The organism is Tenuibacillus multivorans, from assembly GCF_900103915.1.
GTDB lineage: Bacteria > Bacillota > Bacilli > Bacillales > Alkalibacillaceae > Tenuibacillus > Tenuibacillus multivorans.
Genome location: NZ_FNIG01000003.1, coordinates 15241 through 31699, shown reverse-complemented (window position 1 = coordinate 31699; position 16459 = coordinate 15241). Strand labels below are relative to the sequence as shown.

Genomic DNA, 16459 nt, shown 5'->3' with positions numbered 1-16459 from the left:
TCGTCAAGGTTGTTAGACTGGATTGTTAATGTATTAGCGTTATAAAAAAGGAATAGAGAGGAGATTGATTCATGGCCTTAGAATATGATCTCGTTGTTCTAGGGGGAGGAACAGGCGGTTATGTGGCAGCCATCCGAGCCAGTCAACTGGGACTTAAAGTAGCCATTGTTGAAAAAGGAAAGCTTGGTGGCACTTGCTTACATAACGGATGTATCCCTTCGAAATCTTTACTTCGCAGCGCAGAAGTTTTCAAACAAACAAAAGAAGCTGAGCAGTATGGTATAACAACAGAAAATACATCATTGAATTTTGTTAAAGTCCAGGAAAGAAAGCAAGGAATCATAAACCAACTCCATCAAGGTGTTAAAGGTTTAATGAAAAAAGGAAAGATTGACGTTTTCGAAGGCTTTGGTCGTATATTAGGGCCAAGTATTTTTTCACCGACAGCTGGGACTATTTCGGTTGAGCGTGATGATGGTGAGGAAAATACCATGATTATTCCTAAAAACGTCCTTATTGCAACAGGCTCAAAACCAAAATCATTACCAGGTCTAGAGTTAGACGGTGACTTCGTTATGTCATCTGACCACGCACTAGACATGGAAACACTTCCAGATTCAATCATTATAGTCGGTGGCGGTGTTATTGGTATTGAGTGGGCATCGATGCTAGCTGATTTTGGGGTTGAGGTAACCGTATTAGAGTATTTGAATCGTATTTTACCTACAGAAGATGAAGCCGTTTCTAAAGAAGTAGAAAGGCTTCTAAAGAAAAAAGGCATTCAGTTTGTTACGGGTGCTAAAGTCATGCCAGATACGCTCAAAAAAGAAGGAAATGTTGAGATTCAAGCCGAATTAAAAGGTGAGAAACAAACATACAAGGCTGATCAAATGCTCGTTTCAGTTGGCCGTGCTCCTAATGTTGATAATATCGGGCTGGAAAATACCGATATTGTGGTTGAAAATGGTGCCATTAAAACGAATGAGTTTTATCAAACAAAAGAATCACATATTTATGCCATTGGTGATGTCATTGGCGGTATGCAGCTAGCTCATGTTGCTTCACATGAGGGTATGGTTGCGGTTGAACATTTAGCGAATGAAGATCCAATGCCAATCAATTATGACCATATCCCAACATGTATTTACTCAAATCCTGAAGTGTCTAGTGTAGGGTTAACCGAAGCTCAAGCTAAGGATCAAGGCTATAATGTTAAAGTTGGCAAGTTCCCGTTCCAAGCAGTTGGGAAGGCTCTAGTGCACGGTGAAACAGACGGATTTGTAAAAGTTATAGCAGATAAAAGTTCTGAGGACCTATTAGGCGTTCATATGGTTGGTCCTCACGTAACGGATATGATTTCAGAAGCAGGATTGGCTCAAGTGTTAGATGCGACACCGTGGGAAATTGCGCAATCTATCCACCCACATCCAACCTTATCCGAGGTTGTAGGTGAAGCGGCTTTAGCAGTCGACGGAAAACAAATTCATGGATAATAACAAGGGGAGGTAGAATTATGGCGAAAAATCGTCATCAGGAACTAGGTTTAGCTGATGAACAGGTAATTGAAATGTACCGCACGATGTTACTCGCACGTAAAATTGATGAAAGAATGTGGTTACTTAACCGCGCGGGGAAAATTCCATTTGTTATCTCGTGTCAGGGACAGGAGGCTGCACAAATTGGAGCAGCCTTTGCTCTAAACCGTACCGAAGATTATATAGCACCCTATTATCGTGACATGGGAGTCGTCCTAGCCTTTGGTATGACGACAAGAGAGCTATTTTTATCCGCTTTTGCAAAGGCTGAAGATCCGAACTCAGGTGGTCGTCAGATGCCGAGTCACTTTGGACAGAAGAAGAATCGTATTTTGACAGGTTCTTCACCGGTGACAACTCAATTACCACACGCAGTCGGCGTAGCCTTAGCAGGAAAAATGGAAAAGAAAGATTTTGTTTCGTTTGTCACATTAGGTGAAGGCTCTTCTAACCAAGGTGATTTTCACGAAGGTCTAAACTTTGCTGGTGTTCACAAGCTACCAGTCATTACAATGGTTGAAAACAATAAATATGCCATTTCGGTTCCATTAGATCGTCAGGTGGCATCTGAAACGGTTGCTGATCGTGGTCAAAGCTATGGCATGCCAGGCTACCAAGTTAATGGAAATGATCCACTAGAGGTCTATAAAGTTATGAAAGAAGCGAGAGAGCGTGCCGTAAATGGTGAGGGGCCAACGTTAATTGAGGCACTCACAAACCGTTTAACAGCACACTCAAGTGATGATGATCATACAGCTTATCGTGATCAAGAGGAAATTGAAAAAATGAAGCAAGATGACTGTGTTAACTTTTTTTCCGATTATTTAAAAGGTAGTAAAGTTCTTACAGAAGAGCAAGAAGAAGAAATCATTAAAGACATTGATAAAGAAATCAATGATGCAACTGAATATGCAGAAAATGCACCATATGCTGAAGCTGAGTCTGCGTTAAAGCATGTGTATGCGGAAGAAGGAGGGGAATAAACGATGCCAGTAATGTCTTATATTCAAGCCGTTACACAAGCCATGAAAGAAGAGATGGAACGTGATGAGAAAGTGTTTGTTTTAGGGGAAGACGTTGGTAAAAAAGGTGGAGTCTTTAAAGCAACGGATGGTTTATATGATCAGTTTGGTGAAGAGCGTGTCATTGATACACCGCTTGCTGAATCAGCCATTGCCGGTGTCGGAATCGGTGCAGCGATGTATGGAATGCGTCCAATTGCGGAAATGCAATTCGCAGATTTCATTATGCCAGCTGTAAACCAAATTATATCTGAAGCAGCTCGTGTTCGGTACCGCTCGAATAATGATTGGAACTGTCCAATTACAATTCGTGCACCATATGGTGGGGGTGTACATGGAGCGCTTTATCACTCTCAATCCGTTGAAGCCGTTTTTGCGAATCAGCCAGGACTAAAAATTGTGATGCCATCTAACCCGTATGATGCTAAGGGTTTACTAAAAGCAGCCATTCGCGATGAGGATCCCGTTTTATTCTTTGAGCATAAACGTGCTTATCGTTTAATTAAAGATGAAGTACCAGAAGATGATTATGTATTACCAATTGGTAAAGCAGATGTTAAGCATGAAGGGGACGACATTACAGTTATTACTTACGGCTTATGTGTTAATTTTGCCCTTCAAGCTGCTGAAAAATTAGAAGAAGAAGGAATGTCTGCTCATATACTAGATTTAAGAACGGTATATCCATTAGATCAAGAGGCCATTATAGAAGCAGCTAAGAAAACAGGTAAGGTCCTATTAATTACTGAAGACAATAAAGAAGGAAGTATCATGAGCGAGGTAGCTGCAATTATATCTGAGCATTGTTTATTTGACCTTGATGCACCTGTACAACGATTAGCAGGCCCTGATATACCAGCGATGCCGTATGCACCTACAATGGAAAAATTCTTTATGGTTAACCCAGATAAAGTTGAAGAAGCGATGCGTGATTTAGCTGAATTTTAATCGATAAGAAAAGGAGGTTGAAAAATAGATGAGTGTAGAAAAAATCACGATGCCACAGCTAGGAGAAAGTGTAACTGAAGGTACGATTAGTTCCTGGCTCGTAGGTGTTGGTGATCAAGTGAATAAATATGATCCCATTGCTGAAGTTATGACGGATAAAGTTAACGCTGAAGTTCCGTCCTCATATACAGGGAAAATTACGGAGCTTGTGGCCCAAGAAGGCGACACGATTGAAGTCGGAGAATTAATCTGTTACATCGAAGTTGAAGGCGGAGATCGTGACGAAGCTAGTGAAGCCTCAACTGAAACGACGACAGATGACCAACAAAAAGAAACTTCAGAAGCGAAAGATCAATCGATGAAAAAGCGTTATTCACCTGCCGTTTTACGTTTAGCGCAGGAGCATGATATTGACCTTAATCAAGTTGAAGGGTCAGGTCGAGGCGGACGCATAACACGTAAAGATCTAGAGAAGATCATTGATTCTAGTCAAATTCCACAAGCAGGAGAAGCAAAAGCCGCAGAAACACTAAAAGCTGCTCAACCTGAGGTGGCATCACCACAGCCAAAAGCACCAGCTGAAATGCCGACGACTGAAGCTGGGGATGTTGAAATCCCGGTTACAGGTGTGAGAAAAGCTATTGCTCAAAATATGGTGAAATCGACAACAGAAATACCTCACGCCTGGATGATGGTAGAGGTTGATGTTACCGATCTTGTCAACCTACGTGATGAATTAAAGGACGATTTTAAACGTAAAGAAGGCTTTTCCTTAACATATTTCGCCTTCTTCGTTAAAGCTGTTGCACAAGCACTTAAAGAGTTCCCAGAGCTAAACAGTACTTGGGCAGAAGATAAAATTATTCAGAAGAAGGATATTAACCTATCGATTGCGGTTGCCAACGACAATCAACTGTTTGTACCTGTCATCAAACATGCAGACGAAAAGAGTGTTAAAGGCATCGCTAAAGACATCGTTGATTTAGCTAATAAAGCAAGAGCTGGAAAATTAACGAATGATGATATGCAGGGCGGCACGTTTACGGTAAATAACACCGGTTCATTTGGTTCCGTTCAGTCAATGGGTGTGATTAACCATCCACAAGCGGCTATTTTACAAGTAGAATCAATTGTGAAAAAGCCTGTTTACATGAATGGTATGTTTGCTGCACGTGATATCGTTAATTTATGTTTATCACTTGACCATCGTATTTTAGATGGATTAGTCTGCGGCAATTTCTTAAAACGAGTTAAAGAGATACTAGAGAATATGTCGCAAGAGAATACATCAGTATATTAAATTAATGATTAGCTTTAGAAACGTCCTAATTTACTTACAATTTAGGGCGTTTTTTGGCTGCATCACGCCTAATAATAGGAAACGATGCTGGCCTTGTTGGTTGCAATATAATTGAAAGAAAGCCTAATTATTGATAGGATAATAATAAATACTTAAATCTTTTTATAAAAAAGGGGCTAAAATTGACATGGATTTTAACATTTATATGCAAGATTTTGTGAACCAGGCAAGAACGGAAATTAACGAAGCTGGTTTTGAAAATCTAACGACACCTGAAGAGGTAGAAGAAGCGTTTGATAGAAAAGGTACAACGCTTGTTATGGTCAATTCAACTTGTGGTTGTGCAGGTGGAGTAGCACGACCTGCAGCTTCTAATTCTGTACATCATGACCATCGCCCAGATCATTTAGTTACAGTTTTCGCTGGACAAGATCGTGAAGCTACAGAAAGAGCTAGAGAATACTTTGAAGGATATCCACCATCTTCACCATCATTTGCGTTAATGAAAGATGGAAAAATTCAAAAGATGGTTGAACGTCATGAAATTGAAAGCTCAACACCAATGGAAGTTGTTCAACAACTACAATCATTATTTGATGAATACTGTGAAGAATATTAATTTTAGATAAAGGTGGTTTTAACCACCTTTTTTGTTTGCCATAATGACCATATAGGCTATAGTAAAAATAAATAATATTGTGAAAGAGGCTTTGCCGTATGTTTCGAATTGGTTCACGAACGATTAAGACAGCCATTGGTGCACCTATATCAATATTCATTGCACAACTGATCGGGTTAGATAATTTTATTTCAGCTGCGATTTTAACGATTTTATGTATTAAGGTGACGAGAAGAAAGTCAATATTAAATGCCTGGTATCGCTTTGCTGCCTGTATCATCGGAATTGCTGTTTCAGGTATTGTTTTTGAAACCCTTGGTTATATGCCAATCGCTGTTGGTATCGTTTTAATCATATTTATTCCGATTACGGTTAAATTAAAAATTACTGAAGGTGTTGTGACAAGCTCGGTTATCATCCTTCATGTTTATGGATCAAACCAAATAACACTTGATCTTATTATTAACGAGATTGTTCTATTAATAGTTGGATTAGGTGTAGCACTAATTCTTAATTTATATATGCCAAGCTTAGAGTCCAATTTAGAAGATGTTCAAAAAGAGGTTGAGAAAAACTTTTCAATTATATTAAAGGAAATTGGCCACTTCTTAAAAACTGGAGATCATTCATGGACTGGGGCTGAATTAACAAAAGTAGCTCAATTGCTGGATCAAGCAAATGAACTGGCCTCTCGAGATGTTGAAAACCATTTATTAAGAAGTCATCACCCTTATCATCACTATTTTCACATGCGGCAAAAACAATTTGAAATCCTTGAAAGAATGTTACCTTTAATTAGTCGCATTCAAGCAAGTAGAGATGAATATGAGTACATCGGTGAGTTATTTGAAGATTTATCAGAAAATGTTCAACCGAAAAATACGGCTGTTAAGTATTTAGAAGAATTAAATCAGATACGGCAACAGTTCAATAAAGAAGAACTTCCAACTGAACGGATAGCATTTGAAGAGCGAGCGAATTTATATATGTTACTTAATGAAATCGAGCAATATTTGATTTTAAAACGTTCTTATAAAAAAAGTGATATATGATGTATTAAGGCGGATTCAAAAAGGATTCGTCTTTTTTTGTAGTAATAAATAACAAGATGAAACTTATTCATTAGCTATTAAAAAGCAATAACCTAAACTAAAAACTCCTCTAACCAAATTTGGAATAGAGGAGATCATTTATGATTTAGCAATAGAAAACCCAGAACCTATGTTCGGTGTTTGGAGCAGTTAAATTAGAGCCATATATTGGCTGACATCCATAATATTAGTATAACTGATGATTAAATATAAGTCTATATTTTTTTGAAAAATTAAATTATTGTAAGAATATCTAGTTAGGATTCTCAGGTGAAAGGGGATAGAAATTCTTGCAATGGTTTTCATGGGATATTAATTTAAAAATTAGGCTTATTGGAGAAACTCTATTTAATATGCTATTTTGGATGTATTTTCCTTTTATTACGATTTACTTTAGTGAAGCTATAGGGTCAGCTGAAGCAGGAATCATGATGACGGCTCCGTCCATTATTAGTATTTTTGGAGGTATGATCAGTGGCTATATTTCGGATCAATATGGAAGACGAACGATTATGCTTATCGGTTCATTCATGCAAGCTGTATTTTTTGCACTGTTCGCTCTTTCTGTTTCTCATTGGGTTGATTATTTTGCATTTCTTGGAATTAGTTTAGGGAAATCATTCTATGGGCCAGCGAGCACGGCAATGGTGGCTGATTTAGTACCTGATGAAAAGAGAAGGGGTGTCTTTGCTACGTTTGCATCAGCCAATAACATCGGTGCAGTCTTTGGTCCAATAGTTGGTGCAGTCTTATTTTTTCATTATCGAAGCGAATTACTATGGACCTGTACTTTTGTTACGTTACTATACTCGATAACTATCTTGTTAATAGTTAGGGAAACAATGCCTGAAAGAGAGCGAGAAAAGGAAATTGATCATTCAATCGTGAAAGTTTTAAAAGAACAGTGGATTAGCTATTTTGAAATTTTGCGTGATAAAGTATTTTTCCTATATATTTTTGGAGGTATTTTAATTACAATTTCTATTATGCAATTAGATCTTTATTTGGCAGTATACGTTCATAACTTCGTGACTACACAACCATTGTTAGCAATTGGAGAATGGTCAATTAAGCTTACCAGTGAGCAAGTATTTGGATGGATGATTGGATTGAATGGGCTTTTATTTGTACTTTGTATTATTCCGATTACAAAGATATTTGAAAAATGGAATGACCGAAATACACTTATACTGGCTGCTTGTTTATCTGGTTTGGGTATGTTTTTAGTTGGATTAACGACAAGTGCCTGGTTATTGTTTGGAATGACTATCATTTTAACATTAGGAGAAATAATCCATGCTCCAGTAGTCCAAAATTTTGTAAGTAAATATGCACCTAAGAATGCGAGAGGTCAATATTTTGGAGCATCTGATCTTCAGTTTTCAATTGGGCGATTTATTGCACCTATTACTGTCATCCTATCAGCATCTTTGTCACCATTATGGGTTTTTGGGTTCATTCTTTTATGTGCTTTGGCGAGTGCATTTATTTATGGATTAATGTTTAAGAGATTATCCCAGAAAACTATGGTGTAAAGGCTTAGACTAAACTTCGAATTAAAATCAGTTAAAGACTAAAAGAGGTTAGTAATTAAAGGCTTATTACAGAGTTATAAATTCGTTCAGAATATTATGATTACAGATCGTTTGTTGTTGGAATTTTATGTTAGTATAGAAGTGTGTTGAGTATCATTCTTAGTATCAAATAAACCGAGGTAAACCCAAAACTAATTCATTATTAGATGATACGTAGTACATCAATCTTAAGGAGTACTTCATCTTTTGAAGAAGTGCTGAAACGGTAACAGGTTGAGTCTCATGATAGTGAGATTAATCATCAGATTGAAGATGAAGCGGATTATTTTTTTGACATAAAAAGCTCCAAGGAAGTTCAATCAATTTGTTTGGAAATCGTTAATCTAGCTGAAAGGGTTAAGAGTTGAGGAGGAAACGATTGCGTACAATTAAGAAAGTCTATGGTTATGTTACAAGAGTTTTTGAAGGGAAGCCTCAAGTATTAGTTTTCCTGCATTCAAATCCCAAAGCTGGAATTCAGATTCCCAAAGGTACTGTGGAGGCTAATGAAGATACATTTCATGCCGTAATTAGAGAACTACATTTCTAGCTGATCATGTTATAAAATATCATCGCACGATTTCCACATATATAAATGACTTACTTGAAGCGGGTTTTAGTATTCAAGCAGTCGAGGAACCTATCCCTTCAGAAGAGATGTTAAACCATGACCCTGGAATGAAAAATGAACTGCGAAGACCAATGTTTTTAATAATTAAAGCGAAAAAATAATGGAACCAAATAACCGTAATCACAAAGTATTTTCTGCAATATAGATATTAGTTCTTGCAAGAGATTTTAAAGGACTATTATTAGATTTAACAACAGGTGTCATAGATTTGATAATTGGTTTGAGGGAGATTAAATATGAACTTAATAAAAGTGGGATTATTCATATTAAGTCTACTGTGTCTAATCGGATATACGCCTTCTTATGATGCCAATGACGGCTTTAAAGAATCAACAATCCAAAGTGATATCCCTGTGCCAGTTCATGCACAAGCAAATGATGTCAATATTAATAATCCCAATATTAAAAAAGGTAAGAAGTATAATTTAGAAAATATAGGTGGGGAAAATGGACTTTATCGCCCACAAGAGTATTTTCAGGAACTAGAAAATTGGGGATGGCAAGAGTTGAAAGTTAATCAAATGGGGCATGTTCATTTCTTTAAAAAAGGAAAAATTATCATTTCCATAGTGATAAAAGAGGATAATTTCAATTTGTTCGTTATGAAGGAAAATTTCCAATTCTGAATTAAATGGATCTTTATCTAATCAGAGGAATATTACAAAGTCAATATTAGGGGAAATAGGAGAGATTTTATTGAATATTAGAGAAATAAAAACTTCGGATGCAGAAAATTTTATCGATTTATCCGTACAAGTTGAAGCAAGCTCTTCATACATGCTCTGGGAGACTGGTGAAAGAAAAATACAGCTCGAAGACCAACGTAAAATGATAAAAAACTTAGGGGATAGCAATAACTCTACAATACTTGTAGCTGAAAATAATAACAATGAAATAGTTGGTTATTTAATGGCCATCGGTGGTAATTCAAATCGTAATAAACACTCTGTGTATATTGTTATCGGAATCTTAAAGGAATACAGGGGACAAGGAGTAGGATTTAAATTATTTGAATATCTAGAAGAATGGGCAAAAAAACATTTTGTCCATCGTTTAGAATTAACTGTCGTAACTCGAAACGAACCTGGTATAGCTCTTTATAATAGAGTTGGATTTGAAACTGAGGGAATAAAGAGAGATTCTTTACTTATAGACGGTGAATATGTAGATGAGTACTATATGTCAAAACTTATAAAGGTTTGAGTTCTATGAGAAAAACTGATGTGAGTTAGTTGGGGTGAAAGTATTGAAGCGGACTATAATTATTTTATCAATCTTATTAATAGCAAGTGCCTGCTCAACAATAAGTGACGATGAAAAGGATATTTTATATATACGGAAAAATCCAGATGGCTTTCAAGCTAAAACTATTCCTTATCAAGGTAATATAGTATTCACATTGAAAACCGATGAAATATTAAACGGAATTAATGAACCACAAAAAATAACCCGGATTGAAGATACTGAAGTTTATCTTACGGAATTAAGAGAAAAGGAAAATGAAATATTTGTAATTATTGAATTCGATGGTAACTTTAATCCAGAAGGTGGTACAATGCTCAGCCTTTTTCGTTTGAGCGATAATAATAGTCATGCAAATACTGTAACTCTACAATCTTACAACGACAACGGAGAAAGAATAGGTTTTGTTCGTGGAAGCGGAGATGGTGGGAAACTGTATGGACAACAAGTTCATTATAGACTCATAATGGATAAACTTGTTAAAAGTGATGAGTGGACTTTCGAAATCAGTGATATGCATTTGTTGAATTATAGTAAGAGCTAGTTTTATGAAAAAACAGTTAAATACAATAGAAACAGTTTTGCTAGAATTAACTAGATAATATTACAATTGGTAGAGGAATACTGGGAGAGGATCTAATTATGAATATAGTTGTTATTGTATCAGTTTTACTTACCATTCTATGTTTTTACTACACTCTTACATTTATTGAGAACCTGCAAAAAGGTGATGAACGTGTAACTAATCAGTCAAAAATGGCAGCTATAATATGTTTTGCTTTAGCTTTTATTATACCTGCCTTTTACTACTTGATAACGTTAGGTTAAAACAAAATAGAGGTACACCTAATGGTACCTCTATCCACCTCTGCTTAAAGACTAAGCATTCGGTTTAGCGCTGTACGGGCCCAGTGAGCAGTGTCTTCATCAACAATGATCTCATTAATCGGTTGATGGTTTCTAATTGCATCTAAGCTCCATGCTAGGTGTGGTAAATCAATCCGGTTCATCGTTAAGCACGGGCACATATGTGGATTTAAGGAAATGATCTCTTTATCGGGATTTTCTTGTATGATTCGTTTAACGAGATTCATTTCTGTTCCAATCGCCCATTTAGATCCACTAGGCGCTTGTTCAATGGTGTCAATTATTGACTTCGTTGAACCACTATCATCTGAAAGTTCAACAACCTCGCGGCGACATTCTGGATGAACGATGATTCTCATGTCCGGGTGCTGCTCCCTAGCCTGGTGAACATTGTATTCCGTAAAGTTTTCATGAACAGAACAATGGCCTTTCCAGAGAATCACCTTAATATCCTCTAATGGACAATCATAAAATAGTTTTTCTAGAATGGGATCCCAGACAGCCATTTCATCTAATGGCATGCCTAGTTCATAAGCTGTATTACGTCCGAGATGCTGATCTGGTAAGAAGAGAAGGCGTTGTTTTTGAGTGAAAGCCCATTCCATCACACGTTTTGCGTTTGACGACGTGACAGTTGTGCCGCCGTTTTGACCGACAAAGGATTTGATGGCTGCCGTTGAATTGACATAAGTCATCGGTAAAATGGTATCGCCTAAAAGCTCAGTTAATTGATCCCATGCGACTTCTGTTTGCTGCATATCGGCCATGTCTGCCATCGAACAGCCTGCACGTAAATCTGGTAAATAGACCGATTGTTCATCAGTTGAGAGGATATCGGCGGTCTCAGCCATAAAATGAACACCACAAAATACGATATATTTGGCACTTGTTTCAGAAGACAGCTGGGCTAGCTGTAGAGAGTCACCTCTTGCATCCGCAAACTGAATCACTTCATCTTTTTGATAGTGATGCCCCGGAATGAATAGGTCATCCCCGAGTTCATTTTTAATGGACTGAACCAAACTCTTAAGTTCATTCTCACTCATGCTCTTATACTTATCAGGAATCGATGAGATGGAGCTTTCCATTTTTTCTAACAAATTCATTTTAAAAACCCCCATTTTGTAAAGTTTAAAGGTTAACTTCAACACTTATATCCAAAGCTTCAATTTGGTGCGTTAAGCAGCCAAGGGAAATAACATCTAAATCTAGATTAGTGTACTTAGGTAGATCTTCTAATGAAATACCTCCTGATGCTTCAGTTAGGATTGATTCCGGGATCAGTTGAAGCAAGTTCGGTAAATCATTTGGATCCATATTGTCTAATAAAATACAGTCAACTTCTGCTTCAATCGCTTCTTTAACTTGTGGTTCATTTTCGGCTTCAACCTCAATCTTAACCATATGGCCAACATTTTCTCGGACTTTTTTTACTGCCTCGGAAATGGACCCACAAAAATTGATATGATTGTCTTTGATCATGACGGCATCGTCTAATCTAAACCGATGATTGATACCACCACCTTGTGTCACGGCATATTTCTCAAGCATTCGTAAACCAGGCGTTGTCTTTCGAGTATCACTTATTTTCGTATGCTGACTATTCAAAAGCTGAACAGCAATTTTAGTTTTGGTGGTAATCCCACTCATACGCTGAACTAAATTTAAGACCACCCGCTCAGCCTGTAACAAGTCTTTAATTGGACCTTTGGCATGAGCAAGTGTTTGCCCTTGATTAATGGGATCACCGTCTTGGACAGATAATTGGACTTCAATTTGTGGATTCATTGTATGAAAGCCTGTTTTGATCACATCTTGACCACAAAAATAACTGTCAGACTTTGAGATGAATTTAACTTCTCCCAAGCGATTGTCAAAGATGGAATCCGTTGTTAAATCACGATACCCCAGGTCTTCAATGAAAAAGTGCTCTAACTGTTTTTTAAGTTGTAATCGGTTCATCATTAGCCCTTCTTTCTTGATTATATTGATAAGTAAAATGCTGACTAAGATAATCTTCATGTTCAAAAGCATAATCCGCTCGGTGGTGTGCTCCGCGACTTTCTTTTCTAGCTAAAGCTGATTTGGTAATTAGTAAGGACAGGTTGTAAGTTAAAATCCGTTCAATTTCTTTTCGATTAAATTGACCTAAATCATCATTTAAATAGCGCTCAACATGAAGTTGATAGAACCAATTGAGCTGTGATAATAGTTGTTTTTCATCTCTTACAATACCGACATAATTCATCATCGAAGTTCTCAGCTCATCTAAACTTGGTAGATTCATAGAGTCAGAAGATGTAGCGTTCTTTTCCGAAACTATACTTAAGTTCTCATCTTCAGATTTATCGTGATTAAGCTTTTGAGCTAAAAGCTTACCCATGACTAATCCTTCCAATAATGAATTGCTCGCTAAACGGTTTGCCCCATGAAAACCGGTATTTGTTACTTCACCTATTGCATATAATCCTTTAACAGAGGTTGAACCATCGATCGATGCCGTAATGCCTCCCATCATGAAATGTGCACCTGGTGCAACAGGTATTAATCCATCATTTAAATTAATGCCGTGTCTCTCGCAAAGCATGGCAATCGTCGGAAAACGTTGTTTAAACTGATCAATCATGGCAATATCAAGATATACAGATTGGCCACGATTTAAATACTGATAAATCGTTTGAGCAACGATATGACGCGGTGCTAAGTCATTTAAAGGGTGAACATCTTCCATTATTCGTTTTCTTGATTCCGTTACTAAGGTCGCACCTTCACCTCTAACCGCCTCGGAAATTAATCCACGGCTTTGGTTATTCACATAAAGGAGGGTCGGATGAAATTGGATAAATTCTAAATCAGACACCTCAGCACCGGCTAAATAGGCAAGCATGACGCCATCGCCTGTCATACCTTCACCATTAGAGGTTAAACGGAATATTTGACCACAGCCGCCAGTAGCTAGAACAATATGTTTCCCGTAAAGTATGTGATTTTTTTCACAAAAATCTTTAAACTTAACACCGTAGCAGGTATTGTCCGTCGTTAACATTTCATAAACAAATGCATTTTCCACGATTTGAATATTTGACGATAATTGGTTTATGAGTGTATCAACGACAAAGCGTCCTGTTTGATCACCGCCGGCATGAATAATTCTTCGATGACTGTGTGCCCCTTCTTGACCAAGTGCGATATGTCCATTTTCGTCTAAATCAAATGCACATCCTTGCTGGTTTAATTCCTCGATAATCGATGGCGCCATATTCGTCATGTTTTGTACGACTTTAGGGTTATTAAAATACCTTCCAGCCTTTAATGTATCTTCTGTATGTAAATCAGTGTGATCGTTTGCATCTATTACAGCTGCAATACCACCTTGTGCTTGATTTGAATTACTCGTTTTTATTGAATGTTTCGTTAAGACGGTAACGCTTAACTCGGGTTTAAGTTTAGATGCCAATTGCAATGCCGCTAAACCACTACCGATGATAATGACATCTGAATCGATCATGTCAACCTCCTAAATTAACATGTGTCTTGACATATATATTTACATATAATTTAATGAATGACAAGAGGAGTGCTTCTTTTTTTAAATAAACTAAAGGGATGAATTGACGAATGAGATATTTTGATTATGCTGCAACAACACCAATGAGTACTGGTGCTATTGAGGCTTTTGAAAATACCGCTAAAAAATATTTTGGTAATGCCAACAGCTTACATGACTACGGTGCTGAAGCCGATCAATTACTCTCGCAATGTAAATATCATTTATCACAAATTATTGGAGGTAAGCCTGAGAATATTTATTTTACAAACGGTGGAACAGAAGCGAATATATTAGGCATTAAACAACTATTATCCAAACGAACAGGGAAACATATTATGATTTCAATGGCGGAGCATAATTCCATTCAGCAGTTGTGCCATACTTTGGAATTAGATGGATATGAGATTAGTTATTTACCATTTAACGAAAACGCGCAGATTGATGTTGAACAATTAGAATCCATGATTAGACAGGATACCACAGTCATAAGTGTTCAGCATATAAATGGAGAGATTGGAGCGATTCAACCGATTGAGGAAGTGGCACAAATATGTCGTAAGCACGATGTCGGTTTACACGTAGATTGTGTTCAAAGCTTTGGAAAAATGGAAATTAGCCATGTGATCGAACAGGCTGATAGTTTATCGGTATCTAGTCATAAAATCTATGGACCTAAAGGCATCGGTTTTCTTTATATGAAAGATATTGATCAACATAGTTTTGAATATTTACTACTTAAAGGTAACACGATGGATTTACCGAGTATTGCTTCATTTACGGTTGCGGCACATGAAGCCACTGAACGTATGCAAGAAGAAAGTGTTAGAATGAAAGAATTAAGAGAAATATTCTTACAGGAGCTTAAACCCATTAAACAATCTTTAACGGTGTATGAGGCGAGGTCACATCATCAGATGGCATCAGTGATAGGAATGGGTATTCACGGTGTTGAAGGTCAATGGGTTATGCTAGAATGTAATCGACAAGGCTTTGCAATTTCAACTGGCAGTGCATGTGATGTAAAATATAATCAAATACCGAATACATTAAAAGCATTATCAGTGAGACCAGAGAAAGCGAAGGCCTTTTTTAGAGTGTCATTTGGAAAAGAAACAACCGTTCAAGACGTCGAGGACCTTGCTAGATTTTTAATTAATATGACCTTTAATTATAAAAAAGCGATTAATGTTAGTGTAGAAGGAGGTTGATCATGTGACGAAGCATAAGATGACAGCTGATGAACGACGCCATTATATCCTTCAATTATTAATGGAAGCGAAAGAGCCAATTTCAGGTCGAGACATATCTGTGCGTGTTGGTGTCAGTCGACAGGTCATTGTCGGTGATATGGCATTATTAAAAGCGAAAAATGAGCCAATTTTAGCAACCAGCCAAGGCTATATTTATATGTCAGATCAACAACAAGAATCGGGTATAGAGCGAACGATTGCGTGCTACCATACGCCAGAGAATACAGCAGAGGAATTAAATATTTTAGTGGACCACGGTGTGTTTGTGAAAGATGTCACGGTTGATCATCCAGTTTATGGCGAATTTAAAGCACAGCTTAGAATATCTAATCGAAAAGAAGTTGAACGCTTCATCGATCAAATAGAATCATCAAGCGCTTCTTTACTACTTGAATTGACGGATGGGATTCATTTACATACGATTGTGGCCCAATCTGAAGACTTATTAGATGAAGCGGAAGAAGCATTAGGCGAAGCGGGATTTCTAGTAGATAAAAAGGTATGAGTGAACGGCACTCATACCTTTTTTCATCATTATATAAACATCGCAGCTGAGAATGTAAAGACAGATAATAACATGGCGATAATCATTAACCAAATGACAATGGTTGTCATTTTATTGCGTTTTCTTTTTGGCGTTGAAAAAGGAGCTTGAGACTGCTTTTTCTTTTGATTTTTTGACACGACGGATTCCTCCCTTACAATAACACTATTAATTATTGTAAAAGAAAAAGTTTGATTGGACAAGATTAATCTTTCCTTTAAAATAGTAATAGGAGAGAATTTTCTTAAAAAACATAAAATAGCAAATGAACTGTGAATTATTTTCG

17 protein-coding genes and 1 pseudogene are annotated in these 16459 nt (G+C 37.1%); 14 read left to right on the top strand and 4 right to left on the bottom strand.

Annotated features, from left to right (window positions below):
• Positions 1–71 precede the first annotated feature (71 nt).
• The 12 genes and pseudogenes from lpdA to BLP77_RS04985 all read left to right on the top strand — a co-directional run bounded on the left by lpdA (position 72) and on the right by BLP77_RS04985 (position 10506).
• Entirely contained in the window at positions 72–1493 is a 1422-nt protein-coding gene (gene lpdA / locus BLP77_RS05040) for a dihydrolipoyl dehydrogenase (protein ID WP_093856037.1), read from the top strand.
• Positions 1494–1513: 20 nt separating this feature from the next.
• The gene (locus tag BLP77_RS05035) at positions 1514–2518 is read left to right on the top strand and encodes a thiamine pyrophosphate-dependent dehydrogenase E1 component subunit alpha (RefSeq protein WP_093856036.1); all 1005 of its coding nucleotides are present in this window, start codon (positions 1514–1516) and stop codon (positions 2516–2518) included.
• Positions 2519–2521: 3 nt separating this feature from the next.
• Complete coding sequence (locus tag BLP77_RS05030; protein ID WP_093856035.1) at positions 2522–3505, top strand: alpha-ketoacid dehydrogenase subunit beta; 984 nt, start codon at positions 2522–2524, stop codon at positions 3503–3505.
• Positions 3506–3533: 28 nt separating this feature from the next.
• Positions 3534–4805 (top strand): dihydrolipoamide acetyltransferase family protein, encoded by a 1272-nt coding sequence (locus BLP77_RS05025; RefSeq protein WP_093856034.1) that lies wholly within the window; start codon positions 3534–3536, stop codon positions 4803–4805.
• A 181-nt stretch (positions 4806–4986) separates the two neighbouring features.
• The gene (locus BLP77_RS05020) at positions 4987–5424 is read left to right on the top strand and encodes a BrxA/BrxB family bacilliredoxin (RefSeq protein WP_176752985.1); all 438 of its coding nucleotides are present in this window, start codon (positions 4987–4989) and stop codon (positions 5422–5424) included.
• A 98-nt stretch (positions 5425–5522) separates the two neighbouring features.
• The gene (locus BLP77_RS05015) at positions 5523–6476 is read left to right on the top strand and encodes an aromatic acid exporter family protein (RefSeq protein WP_093856032.1); all 954 of its coding nucleotides are present in this window, start codon (positions 5523–5525) and stop codon (positions 6474–6476) included.
• Positions 6477–6805: 329 nt separating this feature from the next.
• Complete coding sequence (locus BLP77_RS05010; protein WP_093856031.1) at positions 6806–8050, top strand: MDR family MFS transporter; 1245 nt, start codon at positions 6806–6808, stop codon at positions 8048–8050.
• 418 nt (positions 8051–8468) lie between these two features.
• Positions 8469–8639, top strand: a complete 171-nt coding sequence (locus tag BLP77_RS05005) for an NUDIX hydrolase (RefSeq protein WP_176752961.1) — start codon at positions 8469–8471, stop codon at positions 8637–8639.
• Positions 8627–8821: pseudogene (locus BLP77_RS16000) on the top strand (class I SAM-dependent methyltransferase); the annotation flags it as partial. The gene BLP77_RS05005 and the pseudogene BLP77_RS16000, both read left to right, overlap by 13 nt.
• A gap of 135 nt (positions 8822–8956) precedes the next feature.
• Entirely contained in the window at positions 8957–9346 is a 390-nt protein-coding gene (locus tag BLP77_RS04995) for a hypothetical protein (RefSeq protein WP_093856030.1), read from the top strand.
• Between the two features lie 70 nt (positions 9347–9416).
• Positions 9417–9923, top strand: coding sequence for a GNAT family N-acetyltransferase (locus tag BLP77_RS04990; RefSeq protein ID WP_093856029.1), 507 nt, complete (start codon positions 9417–9419; stop codon positions 9921–9923).
• A gap of 43 nt (positions 9924–9966) precedes the next feature.
• Positions 9967–10506: a hypothetical protein gene (locus tag BLP77_RS04985; protein ID WP_093856028.1), complete on the top strand. Its 540-nt coding sequence runs from the start codon at positions 9967–9969 to the stop codon at positions 10504–10506.
• A gap of 328 nt (positions 10507–10834) precedes the next feature.
• Here the strand turns inward: BLP77_RS04985 and nadA are convergent, their stop codons facing one another.
• The 3 genes from nadA to nadB are packed head-to-tail and all read right to left on the bottom strand — an operon-like array spanning position 10835 to position 14337.
• Positions 10835–11935: a quinolinate synthase NadA gene (gene nadA, locus BLP77_RS04975; protein WP_093856026.1), complete on the bottom strand. Its 1101-nt coding sequence runs from the start codon at positions 11933–11935 to the stop codon at positions 10835–10837.
• A 25-nt stretch (positions 11936–11960) separates the two neighbouring features.
• The gene (gene nadC, locus BLP77_RS04970; RefSeq protein WP_093856025.1) at positions 11961–12791 is read right to left on the bottom strand and encodes a carboxylating nicotinate-nucleotide diphosphorylase; all 831 of its coding nucleotides are present in this window, start codon (positions 12789–12791) and stop codon (positions 11961–11963) included.
• Positions 12772–14337, bottom strand: coding sequence for an L-aspartate oxidase (gene nadB, locus BLP77_RS04965; protein WP_093856024.1), 1566 nt, complete (start codon positions 14335–14337; stop codon positions 12772–12774). The genes nadC and nadB overlap by 20 nt, the downstream gene beginning before the upstream one ends.
• Positions 14338–14447: 110 nt before the next feature.
• Between nadB and BLP77_RS04960 the strand changes: the two genes are divergently transcribed.
• Together BLP77_RS04960 and BLP77_RS04955 are read left to right on the top strand one after the other, a co-directional pair.
• Positions 14448–15587 carry an IscS subfamily cysteine desulfurase gene (locus BLP77_RS04960; protein ID WP_093856023.1) on the top strand — a complete coding sequence of 380 codons (1140 nt, stop codon included), beginning with the start codon at positions 14448–14450 and terminating at the stop codon, positions 15585–15587.
• A 19-nt stretch (positions 15588–15606) separates the two neighbouring features.
• Positions 15607–16134 (top strand): transcription repressor NadR, encoded by a 528-nt coding sequence (locus BLP77_RS04955; RefSeq protein ID WP_093856416.1) that lies wholly within the window; start codon positions 15607–15609, stop codon positions 16132–16134.
• Positions 16135–16163: 29 nt separating this feature from the next.
• Here the strand turns inward: BLP77_RS04955 and BLP77_RS04950 are convergent, their stop codons facing one another.
• The gene (locus BLP77_RS04950) at positions 16164–16313 is read right to left on the bottom strand and encodes a DUF4044 domain-containing protein (RefSeq protein WP_093856022.1); all 150 of its coding nucleotides are present in this window, start codon (positions 16311–16313) and stop codon (positions 16164–16166) included.
• Positions 16314–16459 lie beyond the last annotated feature (146 nt).